The following is an 18969-nucleotide window of genomic DNA, read 5'->3' on the forward strand; positions in this document are numbered from 1 at the left end:
CGTTACGATGTGAATGACATGGGCTTACTGTAAGGAGGTGGCAGAAAAGGCGTGATAGGCAAGAATCCCGACCATATGGACAGAATTTTCAGACGGATAATTTTGTGAGGGAGTTGGCAAAACGAGCGTGTTTATGGTGCTGAAAATGGCTGGCGATGGCGGGTTTCAATAGGTCCAGGGCCTGAAAGCGAAGTCTCTTCGCTACTTTAGCGCGGAGCCCGCGCGCTCATTTGCCAGGGCTTTCTTCCATTTACAACTGTGATAGCAAAAATAGCCTATCGCGAGCGGTAGCGTCAGGGGGGCCAGTACAAACCAATAGAGGGCACCGAATCCACCTACGCCACCACCATTAATGACTTCAAACACGCGCTCAGACACGATTGAAAGCAAGAGATCGTCGGCCATCCTTTTAGCAAATGGCCAGAGAAACATGGAGAGCCACAACAGGGCATTAATCCACCAGTGCTGGATTATCTCGTTGAAATTATAAATATTTATACCGAAAAGAATAATTCCCGTCGCAAGCTTGCCAATAAAATCTGTACTGTTTATAAACCGGAGCGCAGGGTGCCGCTGCTGCTGGGTGGTATTGTTAGCTAAACGCCGCATCCTGCTTTTACCTGGGTTCTTCTTTTTCCTGCTCACGTGACCTCTTAGCTTAACTACTCGTTTTTATTCAATTTATCACTTTGCATTCTGTATTGTCGCCCCTGGGCCCAGGGAAGGGAGGAGCCTCTAAGCGATGCATTGTACATATAACAGATTAAATGTTATGTTATAACATAATTAAAAAATCATTATAAAATATGTGACTATTCACCTTTCTTTTTAAATGATAATGATTATCATCTTTTCTGGGTAGTGAAAGATGAAAAAAGTTCGCCTGCTAATGGAGGAGAGTTTGACAAATTGTGGTACGGCCGTTGACCCGGTGCTCAGCGTCAATATCGAATCATTGCCGCGACCCGGCGGTGGGGAACTTCTCTCCGGGATTCATTTTAATACCGCTAAAGGGGAGTGCCTGGCGGTCATTGGGCCGAATGGCAGCGGTAAAACATCTTTATTACGTGCGATTGATCAGGAACTCACATTGCGGGATGGCGACATTCGGATATTTGGTCGTTCCATTGCGACCTTGACCCGGCAGCAGCGGGCCCAGCAGATTGCGGTGCTCGCGCAGAATGACGCTCCCGATTTGCGGCTGGCGCTTGAAGATTATGTAGCGCTAGGACGCATTCCCCATGCCCGGGATATGTCGCGTCGTGAACACGAAGCCATCGTGACCAGCGCCATTAACGATACCGGGTTGCAGAGGTTCCGAAAGCGTTCGCTGTCTGCGCTTTCCGGCGGAGAAAGGCAACGAGCGGCGCTGGCTCGGGTGTTGGCTCAGTCACCCGCGTTGGTGTTGCTGGATGAGCCAACTAACCATCTGGATCCTCCTGGCCGGGTGGAACTGCTTTCGCTGGTAAAAAGTAAAGGAATCACAGTGGTGGCGGTGCTGCATGATTTATCGCTGGTTGAGTCTTTTGCCGATCGCGTTTTGCTTTTGTCGCAAGGGCGTGCGGTGGCCTGGGATAAACCGGAGCGGGTACTTGTCTCTGAACAGCTTTATCCCGTTTTCGGCTTGACCTGTTTTACCGTACCGCACCCTGATACGGGTAAGGCTCTGCGTATTTTTGAGGTTCCAGGCTATGCCTGATGAATATATGAGGATCGTAATGAATAAGTGGCTTGTTGGTATTATTGCTATTATGTCGGTTACTGCGGTGCACGCTGCTGATTATCCGGTAACCATTGAGAGTTGCGGAACGCCAGTGACATTCACGCAAGCGCCAAAGAGGGCGGTGATCCATGATCTTAATATGTCTGAAATGGCATTCGCACTCGGTTTACAGGACCGCATTGTTGGGCTAACCGGTATTAGCGGTTGGTATAAAATGACGCCGGAATTTAAAAAGGCGATGGGATCAATTCCCGAACTGGCCCCTAAATACCCTTCACTGGAAACGTTGCTGACGGTGAATCCCGATTTCTTTTTCGCGGGCTGGAATTACGGTATGAAAGTGGGCGGCGAGGTGACGCCAACCGTCCTTGATAAATATGGCATTAAGACTTTCGTATTAAGTGAAAGCTGCGTTTTTACTTCTGGCGATAAACGCAAAGCGAGTATGGATCTGTTGTATAACGATGAGCTGACGCTGGGTAAGATTTTCGGCAAGCAGAAAGAAGCGCAGGTGTTAGTCGACGGCTGGAAAAAAACGCTGAGTACGTTGCCAAAATCGCCGCAAGGCGCGCAACCGTTGAAAGTGTTTGTTTATGATTCGGGCGAGGATAAACCGTTTACCAGCGGTCGCTACGCTATGCCAACGGCGATTATTGAAGCGGCCGGAGGTAAAAACGTGATGGACGGGCTGGATATTAGCTGGGGGACGACCTCATGGGAGAGCGTTGCGACGGCGGAACCGGACTTTATTATTCTCCTGGATTATCAGACCGGCAGCGGGGCGGATATGCTTCGTCATTTCCTGGAAAATCACCCGTTAATGAAGATGACACCTGCGGTGAAGCATCAGCGTTATCTGAAGTTGCAATACGCTGAGTTGACCCCGGGGCCGGCCAATATTAAAGCGGTAGAGAAGCTGGCGCACGCGATGTACCCGACGGCGAACCAATGACCTTTTCTGCATACCGTTACCATTGGGCAATATGGGGTGCGCTGGTTGTTTTAGCTGGGTTAATGCTGCTTAGCGTTGCCAAAGGCAGCGTACCGTTATCGCTGATTCAGGTTCTGGGCGCATTAGGGCTCATGGACGTTCCAGTCTCTGAGATGGTCAGGCGCATTGTGATTGATCTACGCGTCCCGAGAACGCTGCTCGCCGTAATCACGGGAGCTGTTCTGGCGATGGTGGGGGGACTGCTGCAAACCACCACCCGCAACGATCTGGCCGATCCCTTTTTATTCGGTCTTTCCTCCGGCGCATCGGCGGGGGCGGTACTGGTGATCACCCGATTTGGCGAGCGGCTTGGCGCACTCACGCTACCGGTATCGGCGTTTGTCGGCGGGATCTGTTCCGCTGTGGCGGTGATGCTGCTGTTTCATTTTAAAAAGCAGCGCGGTGCTGAACATCTGGTTATCTGCGGGCTGGCTATTTCCTTTTTATTTGGTGCGCTGACCAGCTATCTGATCTTCTCCGGCGATCAGCGGGCCGCCAGTTCGGTGCTGTTCTGGTCGCTGGGAGGGCTGGGGCTAGCGCGTTGGGATAATCTGCCTTATGCCATATTTAGTCTGCTGTTTCTCGGCGCTTTTGTCCTGCTACGTTGGCGTTCGCTGGATGGTTTGCTGGCCGGTGAACAGACCGCGCAATCATTAGGCATTAACGTCAGCCGCCTGCGGATGGAGGTTTTCTTCTGCTGCGCGCTGGCTACCTCTTTGCTGGTGGCGTTAACTGGAGTAATTGGTTTTATCGGGTTGATGGTGCCGCATATGTGCCGCTATTTTTCCGGCGTTAAGCATCTGCTGCTGCTTCCTTTATGCGGCCTGTGGGGAGCGGTGCTTTTATGCGGTGGCGATATTGTCAGCAGGACGTTGCTGGCCCCGCAGGAGCTGCCAATTGGCATTATCACTGCGGGAATCGGCGGCCTGTTTATTATTATGTTGTTGGCCAGAAACCGCTCGTGAACTCATCAACGCCAGGTCATCCCCTGGCGTTTTCAACAGCCCTCGGCAAAAGAACGTCACCTTATCCCGTCTAAACGAATCGCAAACAACTATTCAGAAGACGGATGGTAAATTCACATTCCTCCAGAGTAAGATGTCGAACACTGGGTTTATGTTTTGATAAATCATTTTTTTTAATTCTATTTATTAGATATCATCTCTTTTACAGAGTGTTGTGCTGATTTTATCTATCACACTGATTGTTAATGAGAAAAATCTTAAAAGGAGTGGGCGGTTTGTCAGCCTGCACAGGACCATGGTGACATTATATGGTTTGAGTTATTGAGGGATTTTTCTGAAAACTGGTTGTCTGGACATTAAATATTAAACAAACTTATAATTCACCCACTTCACTCATGGGTATATCCCCATGGCGCGTATTATACGCATTTCTATAAAGGATTATTTAGCTTTCGTGAGGAAAAGGGATGTTAACTATTTTCAGCCACAATCATTTTTTCAAAAAAGCCATGCGGCTGAAAATAAATGATGTAAAGGCGGTCAGACAGGCGAATCTGGTTGACCTGTGCTTGACAACCTACACATCTGGTCACAACGCGCAGTTTCATTTTCTTATCAATAGCTTTGAAATGAAGAAGAATTTTGTCTGTTTTAAAGTTGAAGATAATATTATTTGCTTGATAAACAAAAGACGCACGGCTCATATTGCTAACATAATATCCAGAGTCACTGATGGCATTCCCGTGGGTGAGGATATTTGCTTAACGGAGAGAGAGTTTCAGTATATTTTTATTATGAAATTTAATTTACTGGCAAAAGATTACCCCGATCTACTTGGCGTTTCGCCAAAAGTTTATAGCAACTATAAAAGAAAATTAATCGAAAAGTTTGGCTTTAACTCATTTCATTCGCTCTTGGCATTATCTCATTATTTACATGCCTCCTCGATGATCGATAAATTTATGCCGTGAAGACGATTTCCGCACCAGTGTGGCCCATTGATTCTGCGATGCTGCTGGAATAGTGAACATCAAAGTGTTGCACAACGGACCTGGCTTCCGTAAATTCATGGATATGAACCTTGTCCGCATATGGAAAATATCATGGATGTGACCGCACTGAAGAAAACCACCCTGACCGAACAGATTATGGAGCAGATAGCCTCGCAGATCACCTCCGGAAAGCTGAAGCCTGGGCAGCGTTTGCCGAATGAACGGGCGATGGGTGAGATGTTCAATGTCACGCGCAGCCGGGTTCGCGAAGCGCTGCGCGCACTGTCGCTGATTGGGCTTATCGAGATAAAACCAGGCGATGGCAGCTATGTTTCTGAGAACAAACCACAGCTGCCTGAAGAGACGATGACCTGGATCTTCCATAAGGAGATTCACAACCTCGATGAAATTTATGCGGCGAGGAAGCTTATAGAAGAAGAGGTTTACCTCACCGCGATTACTGCAGTGACTCACGATGATCATATCCGTTTTCAGGCGATAATTGACCAGATGGCGGAGCTGATTTCGCAGGATGGTCAGCCGGAGGCCTATCACCAGTTGCTTGATGAGTACGATCTGCTGATGGGACGCCTGTGCGGCAACCAGATTTATGACAAGTTAATGCAGACTATCGTGATGCTGCGTAAGGATTTTTCGCGCAAATTACTGAATGCCGACGGTGCCATGGCGCACAGCTTTAAGCTGCGACTGAATATTCATGAAGCCTTTGTTCTGCGGGATAAGGTTCAGTTGCGTAAAAATCTGAAGTCGTTCTATCAGTCTTCGCGCAAATTCTACGATCGCATCGCGGATAATAAAGATAACTAATATGGCTAAAGTTAAATCTGCTGAAAGATCGTTTCGTCTTCTGGAGTTGATTGCCAGCCACCGCGAGGGGCTGAGTTTCACCGACCTGCAAACCAGTCTCGACATCCCCAGAAGCTCCGCCCACAGCCTGATTCAGGAATTTCTTGATAACGACTACCTGTTGTATATGCCGGATACACGGCTATATCACGCGGGGCTGGCGCTGATAAAAATCGCCGCTAACTGCATTGAGAGCACTGACCTGGTTCGCGATCTGCGGCTGCTAACCGCCTTTTTGAGTAAGCGTCTAGGCAAAACCAGCCACGCGGCGATTCTCGATGGTAAGCAGGTGGTCTATCTGGCAAAAGCGCTGGCTCAGGACGACCTCTCACTGATGCGGCATATTGGCAACCATCTCCCGGCGCACTGTACCGCCGTTGGCAAAGTGCTCCTTAGCCAATATCGTGATGAAGACCTTGTGCAGTTGTATGGCGACGCGCCGCTGGAAAAAATGACGGTGGACTCAATAAGTTCGTTACCGGTGTTGCTGGCAGAACTGCGCCAGGTACGCGAGCAGGGTTACGCGATTGAGCAACGGGAGGCCAATGAACGCGCGGCCTGCGTTGCGCTACCTATTTATTCCTCAAATGGCAAAATGGTGGCGGCTTTTAGCGTGACGTTTCTTGCTTACGAATGGGAATCACTGGTGCTGGAGGACATTCTGCCAGTGATGAAAGAGTGCCGGATACTGGCGCAGTAGTCGCTGTATCCCCCCGGGTCGCGGCCGTCTTCAGCCGTCTGCGATCCCGTAGCCCGGCGAAGGCGCTTGCGCCGCCCCCGGGAGAAAGGCCGCAGGGGAGTAGAATTTCCCGGAGGCGATGCTGCGCATCTGTCCGGGCTACCAGCCTTCAGCCGTCTGCGAGCCCGTAGCCCGGGCAAGGCGCTTGCGCCGCCCCCGGGAGAAAGGCCGCAGAGTGTTGCAGAATTTCCCCGGAGGCGATGCTGCGCATCTGTCCGGGCTACCCGTCTTCAGCCGTCTGCGATCTTGTAGCCCGGGCAAGGCGCTTGCGCCGCCCCCGGGAGGAAGGCCGCAGGGGAGCAGAATTTCCCGGAGGCGATGCTGTTTGTGGCATGATCATCCCGGATTATGCGCGCCAAGCGGTGGTGCGCCCACTGTGCTGGTGAAGATCTCGCCGTCGATTTTTATCGGACAGCGGGTGGTTTGCAGGGTTTTCCCGCTCTGCAAACGCACTTCTTGTAGCATCTTCAGCGACTGAAAACCTTCGCTGGCAATGAGCTGCTCCCAGTCCATCACTCGCGCGCACCAGATATCCTCCGCTTCCAGAATACTCAACCACTCCTCGCTCTTTTTGTGCCGCAAATGTTCGAGCAAAATTTGCTTGATCTCATCTCGCCGGGTAAACCACTGCTGCGGCTCGTTAAATTTCAGCAGCGCGGTGCAGCCCAGCAAATTTCCCAGCCGGGGGATGGGGGCCATCGCCAGCGCAATAAAACCATCGACGGTGGGATAAATACCGTAAGGCGCCGAAATATAGGCATTGGCGTTATTGACCGCGCTTCTCACTGGCGGCTGTCGTCCATCGTTCAGCCAGGTGGTGAGAACTTCAAACTGCAGATCGAGAATAGCATCCAGCAGGCTCACCTGGACCAGGCATCCCGTGCCGGTCCTCGCCCGCTGTACCAGAGCGGCCATCAAGCCCTGAACCAGATATTCCCCGGCGAAAATATCGCAGACGGACAGCCCAAAAGGAAGCGGCGGCTGATCCCGGTTGCCGTTGAGCCAGCACAGACCTGAGAGCGCCTGCACCAGCAAATCCTGACCGGGACGCGAAACCCAAGGGCCGCTGTCACCGTAGCCGGAAATTTCACCGTATATCAGACCGGGATTGATCTCCCGCAGCGATGCATAGTCCAGGCCGAGCCGCGTTGATACGCCCGGACGGTAATTAAAGATGACCACATCTGCCTGCTCGAGAAGCGGGCGCAGCCTGCTTTTCTGCGCGAAGTCTTTTAGATTCACGGTGACGCTTTTTTTATTGCGGTTAATCGCGTGGAATAACGAGCTGTCGCCATCAACTTGCAGTTCGGAAATGTAGAGCTTGCGGCAGATGTCGCCGCCATCGGGGTTCTCGATTTTGATTACGTTGGCCCCAAGGTCGGCAAGCCGAAGCGCAGCCGACGGGCCGGAAAGGAACTGGCTGAAATCCAGTACATTAATACCTGACAGTGGTTTCATTTCTCTGCCTCCCGTAAATGAAAATCGGCCTGAATTTGTGCGCTACTTGCGCCTAACGCTGGAGCCGGGCGGGAAGAGGAGGCGCGTGCGCCATTAAAGCGCAGCGGGGATTTCAGCATCGCGATCGTGTTGCCGTCCTCAAGTTTGACATGCTGGATCATATCCAGCGCCTGGAATCCCTCGCTTGCCGTCAGCGTTTGCCAGTCGCAAACTTCAGCGCACCAGTAACCCGCTTCCTCAAGTCGGGTGACCCAAAATGCGGCGCTATCTGTCGCCAGAATCCCGGCAATCACCTGCTTGATCTCATCCCGACGGCTGAACCATTCGTCCGGTTTGCGATATTCGGCGAGCGCTGGAGAACCCAAGATTTCTCCCAATTCAACCACTGAGCCCATAGCGAGCGCGATATAGCCCTGTTGCGTAGGATAAATACCGTAAGGCGCGGCGAGATAAGCATGGGCGTTATTTTCCGCGCTACGACAAGGCGGTTGATGTCCGTCGTTGAGCCAGGTGGTCAGTACTTCGAACTGCATGCTGAGCAGCGACTCCATCAGGCTGACCTCAACACGTCCACCAAGCTGAGTTTTCCCCCGACGAATCAGGCAGGCGAGGATCCCCTCGACCAGATGTGCACCGGCAAGTGAATCGGCAACCGAGAGCGCGAACGGCGTCGGCGGCTGGTCCTGATTGCCGTTGAGCCAGGTGAGCCCCGACATGGCCTGCACCAGCAGATCTTGACCGGGTTTTTTAACCCACGGTCCCTCGGTCCCGTATCCGGTCACGGATGCATAGACCAGACGAGGATTGAGCGCCTTTACCTGTTCATAGCCAAGACCGATTTTGTCCATCACGCCGGGGCGAAAATTTTCGATAAGAACATCGGCCTGCGCGATCAACTGCTTAACCGCAGCCAGCTCCTGGGGCTCTTTCAGATTTGCCGTGTAGCTCTCTTTACCGCGATTAATAGTATGAAAAAGCAGGCTGTCATTATTAATCCACTGATTATTAAGGCTCAGGTTTCTGCTGGCATCCCCACCCTGAGGACGTTCCACTTTGATGACCCTGGCCCCCATATCCGCCAGGCGCAGCGCAGCGGAAGGCCCGGCCAGAAACTGGCTGAAATCCAGTACCACTAAACCTGTTAAAGGAAGCATAGTTACCCCATTAAGCCGCGTGATTTTTGATAAAGCGCGTTCAGGTGGGCAAAGACAGCAGCGCTGTTGCCACCGTGCATCACATACTCCTGAACCACATCACCAGCGTGATCCTGAAAGTTCAAAAAGCCGCTGTAGCGCGGACGCTTTGCTGAGCGATCAAGAGTGGGAAGGGTGTCGATGAAGAAATCCAGACTGCGGCGATTTACCTCTTTATCAAGCCAGGCCCCGCGATGGCCCGGCTGACCGCCGTTATCAAAGAAGAGGGTTTTCTGTACCTCTGCCGAGGCGGTATAGCTGGCATAGGCGAGGGCAGCCTCTTGATGCGGACATTTCGCGGAAATGGCCAGTCCCGTCCCGCCAAGCACGGTTTTCAGCGGCTCGCCGTGCCAGGAGACCACATCGGTCGCCTTCAGCAGGTGGCGAGCATATCCGGCGCGGGAGTAATTTGAATAGCCATAGGCGAAGGGGCAGTAGCTCCACTCATCACGGGTCGAAAGCTGTTCGTGAACGGCGATAGGGTCGTAGTCAAAAATCTCTTTTGAACAGTGGCTGGCCAGTTCGCGCAGCGCTTCAAGCGCTTCGATGCCGGTATCGCGGTGGGTAATATTTTCCTCGTCAAACCAGGTGCCGCCGCGGGTGGCGCAGAGCATCAGAAAATCCATCAACAAGTTGATCGGGATCCCGGCGTAAATCACTTTGCCGCTGCGGGCAAGGCTGAGTAAGTCTTGCCAGGTTGCTGGCAGGGCGAACTGCCCTTGTTGCAGATGATCGGGCCGATAGACCGCGACAGGCGTGGCCGCATCAATGGCGAGGGCGCTTTGAAAACCGTTAAATAGATAGCTTTCGTGGGAGCCGCCTACCGAATTGGCCGCCTGATCGTCAAGATACGCTTTTGGTAAATGGTTTTGCAGAGGCAAAAGGATCGCTTTCTCCGCGACAAAGCCCGCCCACGGATGGTCAATAACCAGCAGGTCGTAATGCCGCGCCAGTTCATCCAAATCGCCATCGGCGAAGGCCTGCAATGAACGTTTTTCCCATAAAATTTCGATGTCGGGATGCAGTTCGCTAAACCGCTGTGCGGTTGCGACAACGGATGTGAATCCGCGGCTATGACCCCAGGTAATGCCCCTCAACGTCACCATAACAACTCCTTTTTGCAATGAACTTCACATAAAATTGGTACTACCGCACTACCATTGAGTCACAGCTACTGATACTTTTGTAGTCAGATTAGGTGAATTTGTGATCAGCATTGAAAAATAATAATTGAAGTTTTATTTCGATTGACCATTAAAAAAACGAGAGTTAGTTTTCGATTAGTTTTTATTTGTGGTCATTGATTCACATATATGAACAAAACAATGAGGATAATCCTTGAGTAAATAATCTAATTAACAGGAGATGCTCTATGCTAGCGGGATTTTTTGTATTGATGATCGCTTGTATGTTCCAGGGAAGCTTTGGGCTGGGGATGAAAAATTACTGGCCATTTTCCTGGGAAGCCTTTTGGGTGATATTTTCTATTATCGGCATACTGATCATTCCTATTGTCTGGACGTGGATTGAAGTTCCAGGATTTTTAAAATACATCCTGATGACGCCCGGTTGGATTTTAGCTATCGCCGCCGCCTGCGGTTTTCTTTGGGGTATTAGTGCCATCTGGTATGGTAAAGGCATTGATAATATTGGCATGTCGTTAACCGTCGGGATTAATACCGGGGTAGGGTGCTCACTCGGTTCGCTAATTCCGTTATTTATCCTTAACAAAATACCACCTGCTAACTCAATGAGCTGGCTGCTGGCCGGAATGGCGGTGATGCTAATTGGCGTAGGGGTTATCACCAAAGCCGGTATTCTCAAAGATAAAGAGTCAAAGCAGGATGCTTCGCGGGTCAAAAACGATAAATTTGTCAGCGGGCTATTGATGGCGCTGGCCTCGGGATTTGGTACCGCGGCGATGAACGTCGGCTATACCTACGCCAGTCGGGCCAGCGCGCTGGCAGTGGAAGATGGTATCAATCCGGTGAGTGCTAGCCTGATTGCTTACGTCATCGTTTTTGCCTCCGGCGGCTTCATATCCAATATCGGCTATGCGCTGTGGGTATTGAGAAAAAACAACACGTTCAGCGACTTCGCCCGCCCAGGTTCTTCCTTTGCATGGTTTAAAGCATTACTGACCGGGGGGATCTGGTTTGCCGCATTAGGGTTATATGCCAAGTCCACGGCGCTGCTGGGCGAGCTGGGGCCGGTCATTGGTTGGATAGCGTTCCTCTCCGGGGCGCTGATTATTTCCAACGCCTGGGGACTCAAAACAGGTGAGTGGCAAGGTTATGAAAAACCAAAAAAAGTTATGCTGCTGGGTAACGTTATTCTGGTTCTATCCGTCGTTATCGTTGGATATGCCAACGGATTAGCATAAAGAAGAGGATAAAGAGATGACAACACAACTGAACATGCCGCAAAACAGTAAACCTATCGTCATTATTGGTGCTGGCGGTATTGTCACTGACTCACATTTACCCGCGTATCGCAAAGCCGGATTCCGGGTTCTTGGTCTGTATGACCGGGATTATCAGAAAGCACAAAGCGTGGCTTCGCAGTGGGATATTCCTCATACCTGCCAGACGATTGAGGAGCTGGTATCGCTGGCGAGATCCGAAGACTGCGTATTTGATATCGCCGTACCGGCCTCAGAAATTTTGCCGATTTTACAGAAACTCCCTTCGCAGGTTGGCGTATTGATTCAAAAGCCGATGGGCGAATCCATTGAACAGGCGAAAGCCATTCTTGATTGTTGTCATGAGAAAAATATTACCGCTGGCATTAATTTCCAGCTACGTCGCGCCCCCTTTATGATCGCCGCGAAGAAAATGATTGATGAAGGTCTGCTTGGCGATATTCATGACGTTGAAATGCGAGTTATTTGTCAAACGCCGTGGAATCTTTGGAAGTTTCTTTTTGAGAAAGAACGGATGGAGGTTAACTACCACAGCATACATTATATCGACGCGATTCGTTTCTTCCTTGGCGACCCCCAGTCCGTTTATTGTAAAACCATGAAGCATCCTAAAATGATGGAGCTGGCGCAAACTCGTTCATCGATTATCATGGACTATGGCGATGTTATTCGTGCCAATATTCATACTAACCATGGTCATGATTACTCCCCGGATAAACAGGAGTGTTTCTTCAAAATAGAAGGCACTAAAGGGGCTATTAAAATCCAGATTGGGGTTATTTTAAATTATCCGCAGGGCGCTGACGATAAATTTGAATTCATTCTTGATGATGGTAAAGGGTGGCGAACGTTAGCAATTGAAGGGACCTGGTTCCCGGATGCCTTTATTGGTCCGATGGCGGGGCTACAGTGCAAACTTGAAGATCCAAATTATATCTGGCTTAACGACATCAATGACGCCTGGAAAACCATGTGCGTGGTGGAAGCCTGCTACCAGTCAACCGCTAGCGGTGCGACAGCGGTGAAATACTGATTACTACGGGAGGTCTGGCATGTTGCACATTACCGATACGCATCTTCATCTATGGGATCTGTCGCGCTTTCGTCTGCCTTGGCTTAGTGCGGTTCCGGCGTTGAATCATGATGTTAGCTGGCAGGATTATCGCGCGCGGGTTGACCAGGAAAAGTGGTGTATCGACCGGGCGCTGTACGTCGAGGTTGACGTCGCGCCCGAGCAGCGAGATGAGGAGAGCCTATTTCTGCACGAACTCTGTGAAGATCAGGCGAATTTTGTCGAGGGCGGCATTATCTCCCTCGACCTGCAACAGCCAGATGCGGTCTCACGCTGGCTTGACGCCGGTAAGTACCATACGGCGATCAAAGGCGTGCGTCATGTTTTGCATGTTGCCAGCCAGCTGCCTGGCGCCTGCCTGACCTCTGATTTTCTCAATAATGTTAATGCGCTGGGTAAAGCAGGGCTCTGCTTTGAGGTCTGCCTACGTAATGAAGATCTGGCGGATGCGGTGGCGCTGACGGAACGGACGTCAACGACCCTGGTGCTAAATCATATGGGCAATGTTGATAGTGCCCGGCTGATGGAGGAGGCGACCTACGCGGCGAACTGGCGGCAACGTTTGCAGGCGCTGGCGCAGCAGCCACACGTCTGGTGCAAAGTCTCTGGGGTCAATATTCCCGCTGATGGTGATATCAGTCTGGTACATCCGGCCGTTGAGCAGTGTCTGGAGATCTTTTCCGCCGACAGGATCGTCTTTGCCAGCAATTTCCCGGTCTGCTTACTGAATACCGGACTGATCCCGTGGGTCGATACGCTAATGCACATTACCGAAGGGCAGGGCCGCGCCTGGCAAGAGAACTTTTTTAGCCACAATGCACACGAACTCTATCGGTTGAGGGAAGTATGACGCGCAGGCGTCTTTGACCGATATCTTTTAGAACATCAGGAGTGACATATGAGTACGAAATTTAGCGGCATTATTCCCCCGGTCCCTACGTTGTTTGATGAGCACGAGCAGCTGGATCGTCCGGCGATGTCGCGTCTGATTGACCATCTGCTTGCCAGCGATGTGGATGGACTCTTTTTTCTCGGCAGCGCGGGCGAATTCGCCCATATGTCAGATAGCCTGCGCCTGGAGGTGATGCAGTTTTGCATTGAGTATGTTGCGGGACGTAAGCCGGTACTGATTGGCATCTCACACTCGGGAACTCAGGCAACCCTCGAATTTGGCCGTAAAGCGCTGGAGGCTGGTACCGACGGCGTGGTAGTGATCAACCCATGGTACAACCCGTTGGGCGATGAATATCTGTTCGAGCATTTCCGCTATATCGCCGAACAGTTGCCGGTACCAATCGTGTTGTATAACTTCCCGGCGCTGACCGGCCAGTCGATCCCTGTTTCCTGTATCCAGCGTCTGGCGCTGGAATGCCCGAATATCGTGGGTCTGAAGGATACCGTTGATACCTTAAATCATATTCGCGAAGTGATTCATGCGGTGAAACCGCTGCGCCCGGATTTTGCTGTGTTCTCCGGATATGATGAATATCTGTTTGGCACCCTGATTTTAGGCGGCGACGGCGCGATCCCCGCCAGCGCGAACTTTGCCCCGGAGCTGACCTGCGGCATTTATCAGCACTGGCGTAACGGGGAGCTGAGCGAAGCGGTCGCGTTGCAGCAGCGGTTGTCCTGGATCCCACCGCTCTACGGCCTGGATGTGCCTTTTTATAACGTCATTAAATACGCATTACAGCTTATCGGCCTTGATGTGCCGGTGAATTCGTTGCGCCCGACCGGACCATTAAGCGAAGAGCGGAAAATTAAAGTTCGTGAGGTGCTGAAGCAAAGCGCCATTATCTAATCAATTTACGAGGGATAATATGAAAACTATTCAACGCTTCGGCGGTGTTATTCAGGTTAAACCTGAAAAATATGCTTATTATGCGCAACTGCATGCTAATCCCTGGCCTGAAGTGAATGCCATGATTAAAGCCTGTAACATTTCAAACTACTCTATTTATTTTAAAGATGGCTGGCTGTTCAGCTATTACGAATATCACGGCGATGATTATCAAAACGATATGGCGAAGATGGCCGCAGACCCGGTAACACAGCGTTGGTGGGAAGAGTGCATTCCGTGCCTGACTCCCCTGGAAACCAGAAAGGAAGGGGAGCTGTGGGCATCAATGGAAGAGGTTTATCACCTGGAGTAACCGCCTGAAGAGGTATGAATTATGTTTATTGATAAATGTTTCGAAGATTTTTCCCTGTCTGAATGTCGGACAACAACGGGGCGCACCATCACCGAAAGCGATATTGTTATTCACGCCGGGCAGACCGGCGACTTTTATCCCCATCATATGGATGCCGAGTGGTGTAAAACTCAGTCTTTTGGCCAGCGTATTGCCCACGGTACTTTAACTTTTGCCGTCGCCGTTGGTATGACGGCTGGCATTATTAATTCCAAAGCGATGACCTATGGCTATGAAAAATTGCGTTTTCCGCATCCGGTTTTTATTGGCGATACCATTCGGGTCAATATTTCTATTAGCGAAATGAAAGATCACCCGCGTAATGAGAAATACGGCTTTGTGACGGAAAAGCTGGAGGCCGTGAATCAGCGCAACGAGTGCGTCATGGCGACGCAGCATGTGCTTCTGGTTGAAAAACGGAATATTGGCGAATAAAAGTACGCGCCTGTCCGGACCTACGACTACCGCATAACATGTTGATATTGTGGTGTTGTAGGCCGGATAAGGCGTTAGCCGTTACCCGGAAGAAAGACCTACCCAATGCGTGTTGGTTATTTATTTAATAACATGACCGATCATTTGAATAAAACGCAACTGCTTACCCGTCTTTTCATCTCCCCTGGTCATATCGGCTGCGGCAAACACATTTTCGCACTTCTGCCACTCCAGCCACGCCTGGCGACCGGAGGTCATGTGGCGACACTGGCTGATGGTCAAATATTGGCTCTTAGACCACACAGAGCGCCAGCGGTCGGTGGTCAGGAGATTCACGCCGCTATCAATAAGAGAACGCATTTCAGGGAGTGCTTCTGCGTTTTGAGTACGCAACCCCGGGATAATGACGGCCACCATACCGCCATTTTTGATATACGGCGCGATGCATTGATCAAAAAAAGAGCTACCGGTGCCAAAGTAGTGCCAGGCGTTAATACTGACAACCGCATCAAAAGCGTCGCGAGCGAAGATCCCGAGTCCTGGGGAGGTGCTGATGTCGAGATTGATGGGCGTAATTTTGTTCTCCATGCCAGCGGAAGCGAAGCGACGGGCATTATCATCAGCGTTAACCCACAAATCCGCTGCCACAACTTCGACGCCAAATTCGGTTGCCAGATACATTGATGACAGCCCCGTACCACAGCCCAGATCGAGAATACGCATGCCTGGCCAAAGTTCCAGGGAACGGCTGAGTTCCTCTACCAGTCTCAGCACATTCGGCCCCATCATATTCTGATTAAGATAATCTCTCGGGCAATTTTCTGGACTAAATTTATTCATTACTAAAGCCATCCCTTAAAAATACTGTAGCCGACGTCCCTTTCACAGAAATACTAAACAAACCTTAAACAGTGGTGGTATAATGTTTTGAAGTTTTGTAAAAAAGCCTAAATAAAGCTGGCAATAAAAATCAGACAAAATCAAATCAGGGTAGAAAACTCCGAATATACCGTTTGAAAGCCGATGTGGCGAATTGGCGCGTTTATATATAGGATTTTTCCATCTCAAAATTTAAATTGTAACATATTGATTTAATTATAATTTAACAAAATTAAATGTTTAATTTATCTTATCATTAGAATTTCCTTATGCAAAAATATGTATTTTGGTTGAACATTCTGCTTTTGCAGGTTGAAAGGATTCTGATTCAGAATAATTACGTGTTGGCAGTGCGATTAATTGACGTGTGTCAATTAACAACCACCACCTCTGTCACAATTACGGTTTTTGGTATAAAAATAAGGAACTTTTCATTTCAAGTCGTCTTGAGAATTATCGCATAATGGATCCGCTCAGAAGGCATCTGAGATTTGATATTCTTTTAATAAATAATAGTTAGGGACGAAATAATATGAAATTAAAATTACTAACAGTGGCCGTCTCTACACTTCTTGCTGCAGGAACTTTGCAGGCAGCTGAAGTGTATAACAAGGACGGAAACAAACTCGACCTCTACGGGAAAGTGACCGGCCTGCATTATTTCTCCGACGATAAAGGTGAAGATGGCGACCAGACCTACGCGCGTCTCGGCTTTAAGGGTGAAACTCAAATCACCGACCAACTGACCGGTTACGGCCAGTGGGAATATGAATTCAGCGCCAAAAACGTTGAAGGCAACAATTCCGGAGACAAAACGCGTCTCGCGTTCGCGGGCCTGAAGTTTGGCGAATATGGTTCTCTGGACTATGGCCGTAACTATGGCGTCGCCTATGATATCGGTGCATGGACCGATATGCTGCCAGAGTTCGGTGGTGATACCTGGACGCAGACCGACGTCTTCGCCACCGGTCGTACCACAGGCGTTGCTACCTACCGTAACAACGGGTTCTTTGGTCTGGTCGACGGCCTGAACATTGCCGCACAGTATCAGGGCAAAGAAGAAGGTCGTGATCTGGCGAAACAACATGGTGATGGTTGGGGTCTGTCTTCAACTTATGAGTACGAAGGATTTGGCGTAGGTGCGGCCTATGCGGCTTCCGACCGTACCGATGCTCAGGTTAAAGCTGGTCGTGATTATCCAAACGCCTACGCTCGTGGTGAAAAAGCGGAAGTGTGGGCTGCTGGTCTGAAGTACGATGCCAACAACATCTACCTGGCGACCACCTATGCTGAAACCCGCAATATGACCAAGTTCGGTGACGGCTATATTGCTAACATGGCACAAAACTTTGAAGTGGTTGCCCAGTATCAGTTCGATTTTGGTCTGCGTCCATCCATCGCCTACCTGAAATCAAAAGGTAAAGATCTGGGCCGCAACGGCGACCAGGATCTGGTTGAGTACGTTGATGTAGGCGCGACTTACTACTTCAATAAAAACATGTCTACCTACGTAGACTACAAAATCAACCTGCTGGATGACAATACGTTCACCAAAGCTGCCGGTATCAGCACCGACAACATTGTTGCTGTAGGTCTGACCTACCAGTTCTAAGTCACGCGTTTTACCCTATAATGCCTGCCAGCTAACCCTCCTGGCAGGCATTTTTTTGGGGAAAGCAGGGCGATAAAAAACCCGACGCCGTTTCCAGCGCCGGGCAGGGAGAGAAGGGGAATTTAGGGCGCAGTACTGAAAAACTCACCGAATTTCACAGCCAGCCAGCCAACCGGGGTGGTTGCTCCTCCAACGATATTCGTGATTTCAGACATCCCTTCCGGCACCGGAATATTAGAGTTGACCGCTGCCTGGGTGTACTCTTTTGAAATATCCGTCCCGACGTACAAAATGCAGGTTATCACCAGCGTACCGGTAATAAACATGCGGAACATATTGCGTTTACAGAACGGCGTAACCATTGCCAGCAGGAACATCAGCGAGGCCAGGTCGACAAACGGCAGCACGCGGTTGCCCGGCAGGATAATTGACAGCACTACCGCCATTGGGATCAACAGCAGCCCGGTCGCCAGCACCGAAGGCTCGCCTATGAGCAGCGCGGTATCCATCCCGATATAGAAATCGCGGTTAGGGAACTTAGCCTTCAGCTTAGCTTCAGCGGCATCGCGAACGATCAGTAAACCCTGAACTAAAATTTCGATCATTTTTGGTAGCAGCAGCATAGCGGCGGAAACTTTAATCGCCAGCGACACCGCAGCTAAAACATCGTATCCGGCAAGGAAGGCCAGCAGCAGTCCCAGCACGAAGCCCAGGGTCAGCGGTTCACCAAAGACGCCGAATTTCTTATTAATGCTCTCCGGGTCGAAATTAATTTTATTGATCAGCGGGATCTTATCAATAATATAGTTACAGGCAATACCAAACGGGACATAGGTTATACAGGTAAGATGGGGGAAAGAAATCCCTTTAAGATTATAGTTTTTTTGTAAATATGGCGCGGTTAAATCTGCTGCCAGCAGGGTTAAGACAAATATACCGAAAGTAATACCGACTGAGAGCCAGTAGTTACCGGTTCCGGCATACACTACCGATCCCATAATCAGGAAAATCCAGTAGTTGAATATATCGATATTGACCGTTTTGGTGAGTTTGAGCAGCAGCATGGCGATATTGATAACGATAAAACCGACGACCACCGGCAGCATCAACGGCGAACCCCAGCCGATGGTCGAAGCGGTCGGCCAGCCAGTATCCACCACCGTTAGCTGCAGGCCAATGCGCTCTACCATCGCCTGCGAGGCCGGGCCGATGTTGGTTAACAGCAGACCAATCACCAGGCCAACCCCTTCAAAGCCGATCCCCACGAGCATCCCGGCTTTAAATGCGGTGCCGATTTTTACCCCAAAACAAAGTGCGATAATAAAGAATATTACTGGCATCATTACTGATGCCCCCAGACTAATAATGCTGTTGATAATATCCATAATAATTCCTTAAACAGGCGGCTGAATTGGGCGCGAGCGAACCC

General features: G+C 50.3%; 19 protein-coding genes. 13 read left to right on the forward strand and 6 right to left on the reverse strand.

Annotation, left to right across the window (positions count from 1 at the left end; all coding sequences use genetic code 11):
- Positions 1-201: 201 nt before the first annotated feature.
- Entirely contained in the window at positions 202-645 is a 444-nt protein-coding gene (locus tag AC07P6_RS14980; protein WP_478316816.1) for a hypothetical protein, read from the reverse strand.
- 244 nt (positions 646-889) lie between these two features.
- Between AC07P6_RS14980 and AC07P6_RS14985 the strand changes: the two genes are divergently transcribed.
- The 6 genes from AC07P6_RS14985 to AC07P6_RS15010 all read left to right on the forward strand — a co-directional run bounded on the left by AC07P6_RS14985 (position 890) and on the right by AC07P6_RS15010 (position 6238).
- The gene (locus AC07P6_RS14985; protein WP_478317014.1) at positions 890-1699 is read left to right on the forward strand and encodes an ABC transporter ATP-binding protein; all 810 of its coding nucleotides are present in this window, start codon (positions 890-892) and stop codon (positions 1697-1699) included.
- Positions 1700-1718: 19 nt separating this feature from the next.
- Complete coding sequence (locus tag AC07P6_RS14990) at positions 1719-2675, forward strand: ABC transporter substrate-binding protein (RefSeq protein ID WP_478316817.1); 957 nt, start codon at positions 1719-1721, stop codon at positions 2673-2675.
- A complete protein-coding gene (locus AC07P6_RS14995; protein WP_478316819.1) occupies positions 2672-3679 on the forward strand; it encodes a FecCD family ABC transporter permease in 1008 nt (335 codons plus the stop codon). Before AC07P6_RS14990 ends, AC07P6_RS14995 begins: the two co-directional genes overlap by 4 nt.
- 467 nt (positions 3680-4146) lie before the next feature.
- Complete coding sequence (locus AC07P6_RS15000; RefSeq protein ID WP_478316820.1) at positions 4147-4650, forward strand: hypothetical protein; 504 nt, start codon at positions 4147-4149, stop codon at positions 4648-4650.
- A 132-nt stretch (positions 4651-4782) separates the two neighbouring features.
- Positions 4783-5499, forward strand: a complete 717-nt coding sequence (locus AC07P6_RS15005) for a FadR/GntR family transcriptional regulator (RefSeq protein ID WP_434658941.1) — start codon at positions 4783-4785, stop codon at positions 5497-5499.
- Between the two features lies 1 nt (position 5500).
- Complete coding sequence (locus tag AC07P6_RS15010; RefSeq protein WP_434658940.1) at positions 5501-6238, forward strand: IclR family transcriptional regulator; 738 nt, start codon at positions 5501-5503, stop codon at positions 6236-6238.
- 375 nt (positions 6239-6613) lie between these two features.
- Here AC07P6_RS15010 and AC07P6_RS15015 read toward each other — a convergent pair whose 3' ends face one another.
- Genes AC07P6_RS15015 through AC07P6_RS15025 form a run of 3 tightly spaced genes read right to left on the reverse strand, consistent with a single transcriptional unit; the run spans position 6614 to position 10034 of the window.
- A complete protein-coding gene (locus tag AC07P6_RS15015; RefSeq protein ID WP_478316822.1) occupies positions 6614-7735 on the reverse strand; it encodes a CaiB/BaiF CoA transferase family protein in 1122 nt (373 codons plus the stop codon).
- The gene (locus AC07P6_RS15020) at positions 7732-8889 is read right to left on the reverse strand and encodes a CaiB/BaiF CoA transferase family protein (protein WP_478316824.1); all 1158 of its coding nucleotides are present in this window, start codon (positions 8887-8889) and stop codon (positions 7732-7734) included. The genes AC07P6_RS15015 and AC07P6_RS15020 overlap by 4 nt, the downstream gene beginning before the upstream one ends.
- Before the next feature lie 2 nt (positions 8890-8891).
- Positions 8892-10034 carry an extracellular solute-binding protein gene (locus AC07P6_RS15025; protein ID WP_181486273.1) on the reverse strand — a complete coding sequence of 381 codons (1143 nt, stop codon included), beginning with the start codon at positions 10032-10034 and terminating at the stop codon, positions 8892-8894.
- A 266-nt stretch (positions 10035-10300) separates the two neighbouring features.
- Between AC07P6_RS15025 and AC07P6_RS15030 the strand changes: the two genes are divergently transcribed.
- Genes AC07P6_RS15030 through AC07P6_RS15055 form a run of 6 tightly spaced genes read left to right on the forward strand, consistent with a single transcriptional unit; the run spans position 10301 to position 15049 of the window.
- Positions 10301-11311: an L-rhamnose/proton symporter RhaT gene (locus AC07P6_RS15030; protein WP_478316826.1), complete on the forward strand. Its 1011-nt coding sequence runs from the start codon at positions 10301-10303 to the stop codon at positions 11309-11311.
- A gap of 16 nt (positions 11312-11327) precedes the next feature.
- Positions 11328-12383, forward strand: a complete 1056-nt coding sequence (locus tag AC07P6_RS15035; protein ID WP_182238565.1) for a Gfo/Idh/MocA family protein — start codon at positions 11328-11330, stop codon at positions 12381-12383.
- A gap of 19 nt (positions 12384-12402) precedes the next feature.
- The gene (locus tag AC07P6_RS15040) at positions 12403-13272 is read left to right on the forward strand and encodes an amidohydrolase family protein (protein WP_478316827.1); all 870 of its coding nucleotides are present in this window, start codon (positions 12403-12405) and stop codon (positions 13270-13272) included.
- A 48-nt stretch (positions 13273-13320) separates the two neighbouring features.
- On the forward strand, positions 13321-14223 hold the full coding sequence (locus tag AC07P6_RS15045; RefSeq protein WP_478316829.1) for a dihydrodipicolinate synthase family protein: 903 nt from the start codon (positions 13321-13323) through the stop codon (positions 14221-14223).
- A 19-nt stretch (positions 14224-14242) separates the two neighbouring features.
- Positions 14243-14575, forward strand: coding sequence for an L-rhamnose mutarotase (locus AC07P6_RS15050; protein ID WP_478316831.1), 333 nt, complete (start codon positions 14243-14245; stop codon positions 14573-14575).
- A 21-nt stretch (positions 14576-14596) separates the two neighbouring features.
- Positions 14597-15049: a MaoC/PaaZ C-terminal domain-containing protein gene (locus tag AC07P6_RS15055; RefSeq protein WP_478316833.1), complete on the forward strand. Its 453-nt coding sequence runs from the start codon at positions 14597-14599 to the stop codon at positions 15047-15049.
- A gap of 120 nt (positions 15050-15169) precedes the next feature.
- Here the strand turns inward: AC07P6_RS15055 and AC07P6_RS15060 are convergent, their stop codons facing one another.
- Complete coding sequence (locus AC07P6_RS15060; protein ID WP_304258994.1) at positions 15170-15823, reverse strand: SAM-dependent methyltransferase; 654 nt, start codon at positions 15821-15823, stop codon at positions 15170-15172.
- Positions 15824-16460: 637 nt separating this feature from the next.
- On the opposite strand from AC07P6_RS15060, the gene ompC reads away from it, so the two are divergent.
- Positions 16461-17540 carry a porin OmpC gene (gene ompC / locus AC07P6_RS15065; protein WP_434658934.1) on the forward strand — a complete coding sequence of 360 codons (1080 nt, stop codon included), beginning with the start codon at positions 16461-16463 and terminating at the stop codon, positions 17538-17540.
- Between the two features lie 122 nt (positions 17541-17662).
- Here ompC and AC07P6_RS15070 read toward each other — a convergent pair whose 3' ends face one another.
- Positions 17663-18925 carry a PTS galactitol transporter subunit IIC gene (locus AC07P6_RS15070; protein WP_478316834.1) on the reverse strand — a complete coding sequence of 421 codons (1263 nt, stop codon included), beginning with the start codon at positions 18923-18925 and terminating at the stop codon, positions 17663-17665.
- Positions 18926-18969 lie beyond the last annotated feature (44 nt).

The organism is Klebsiella sp. GFKo11, assembly GCF_056490265.1.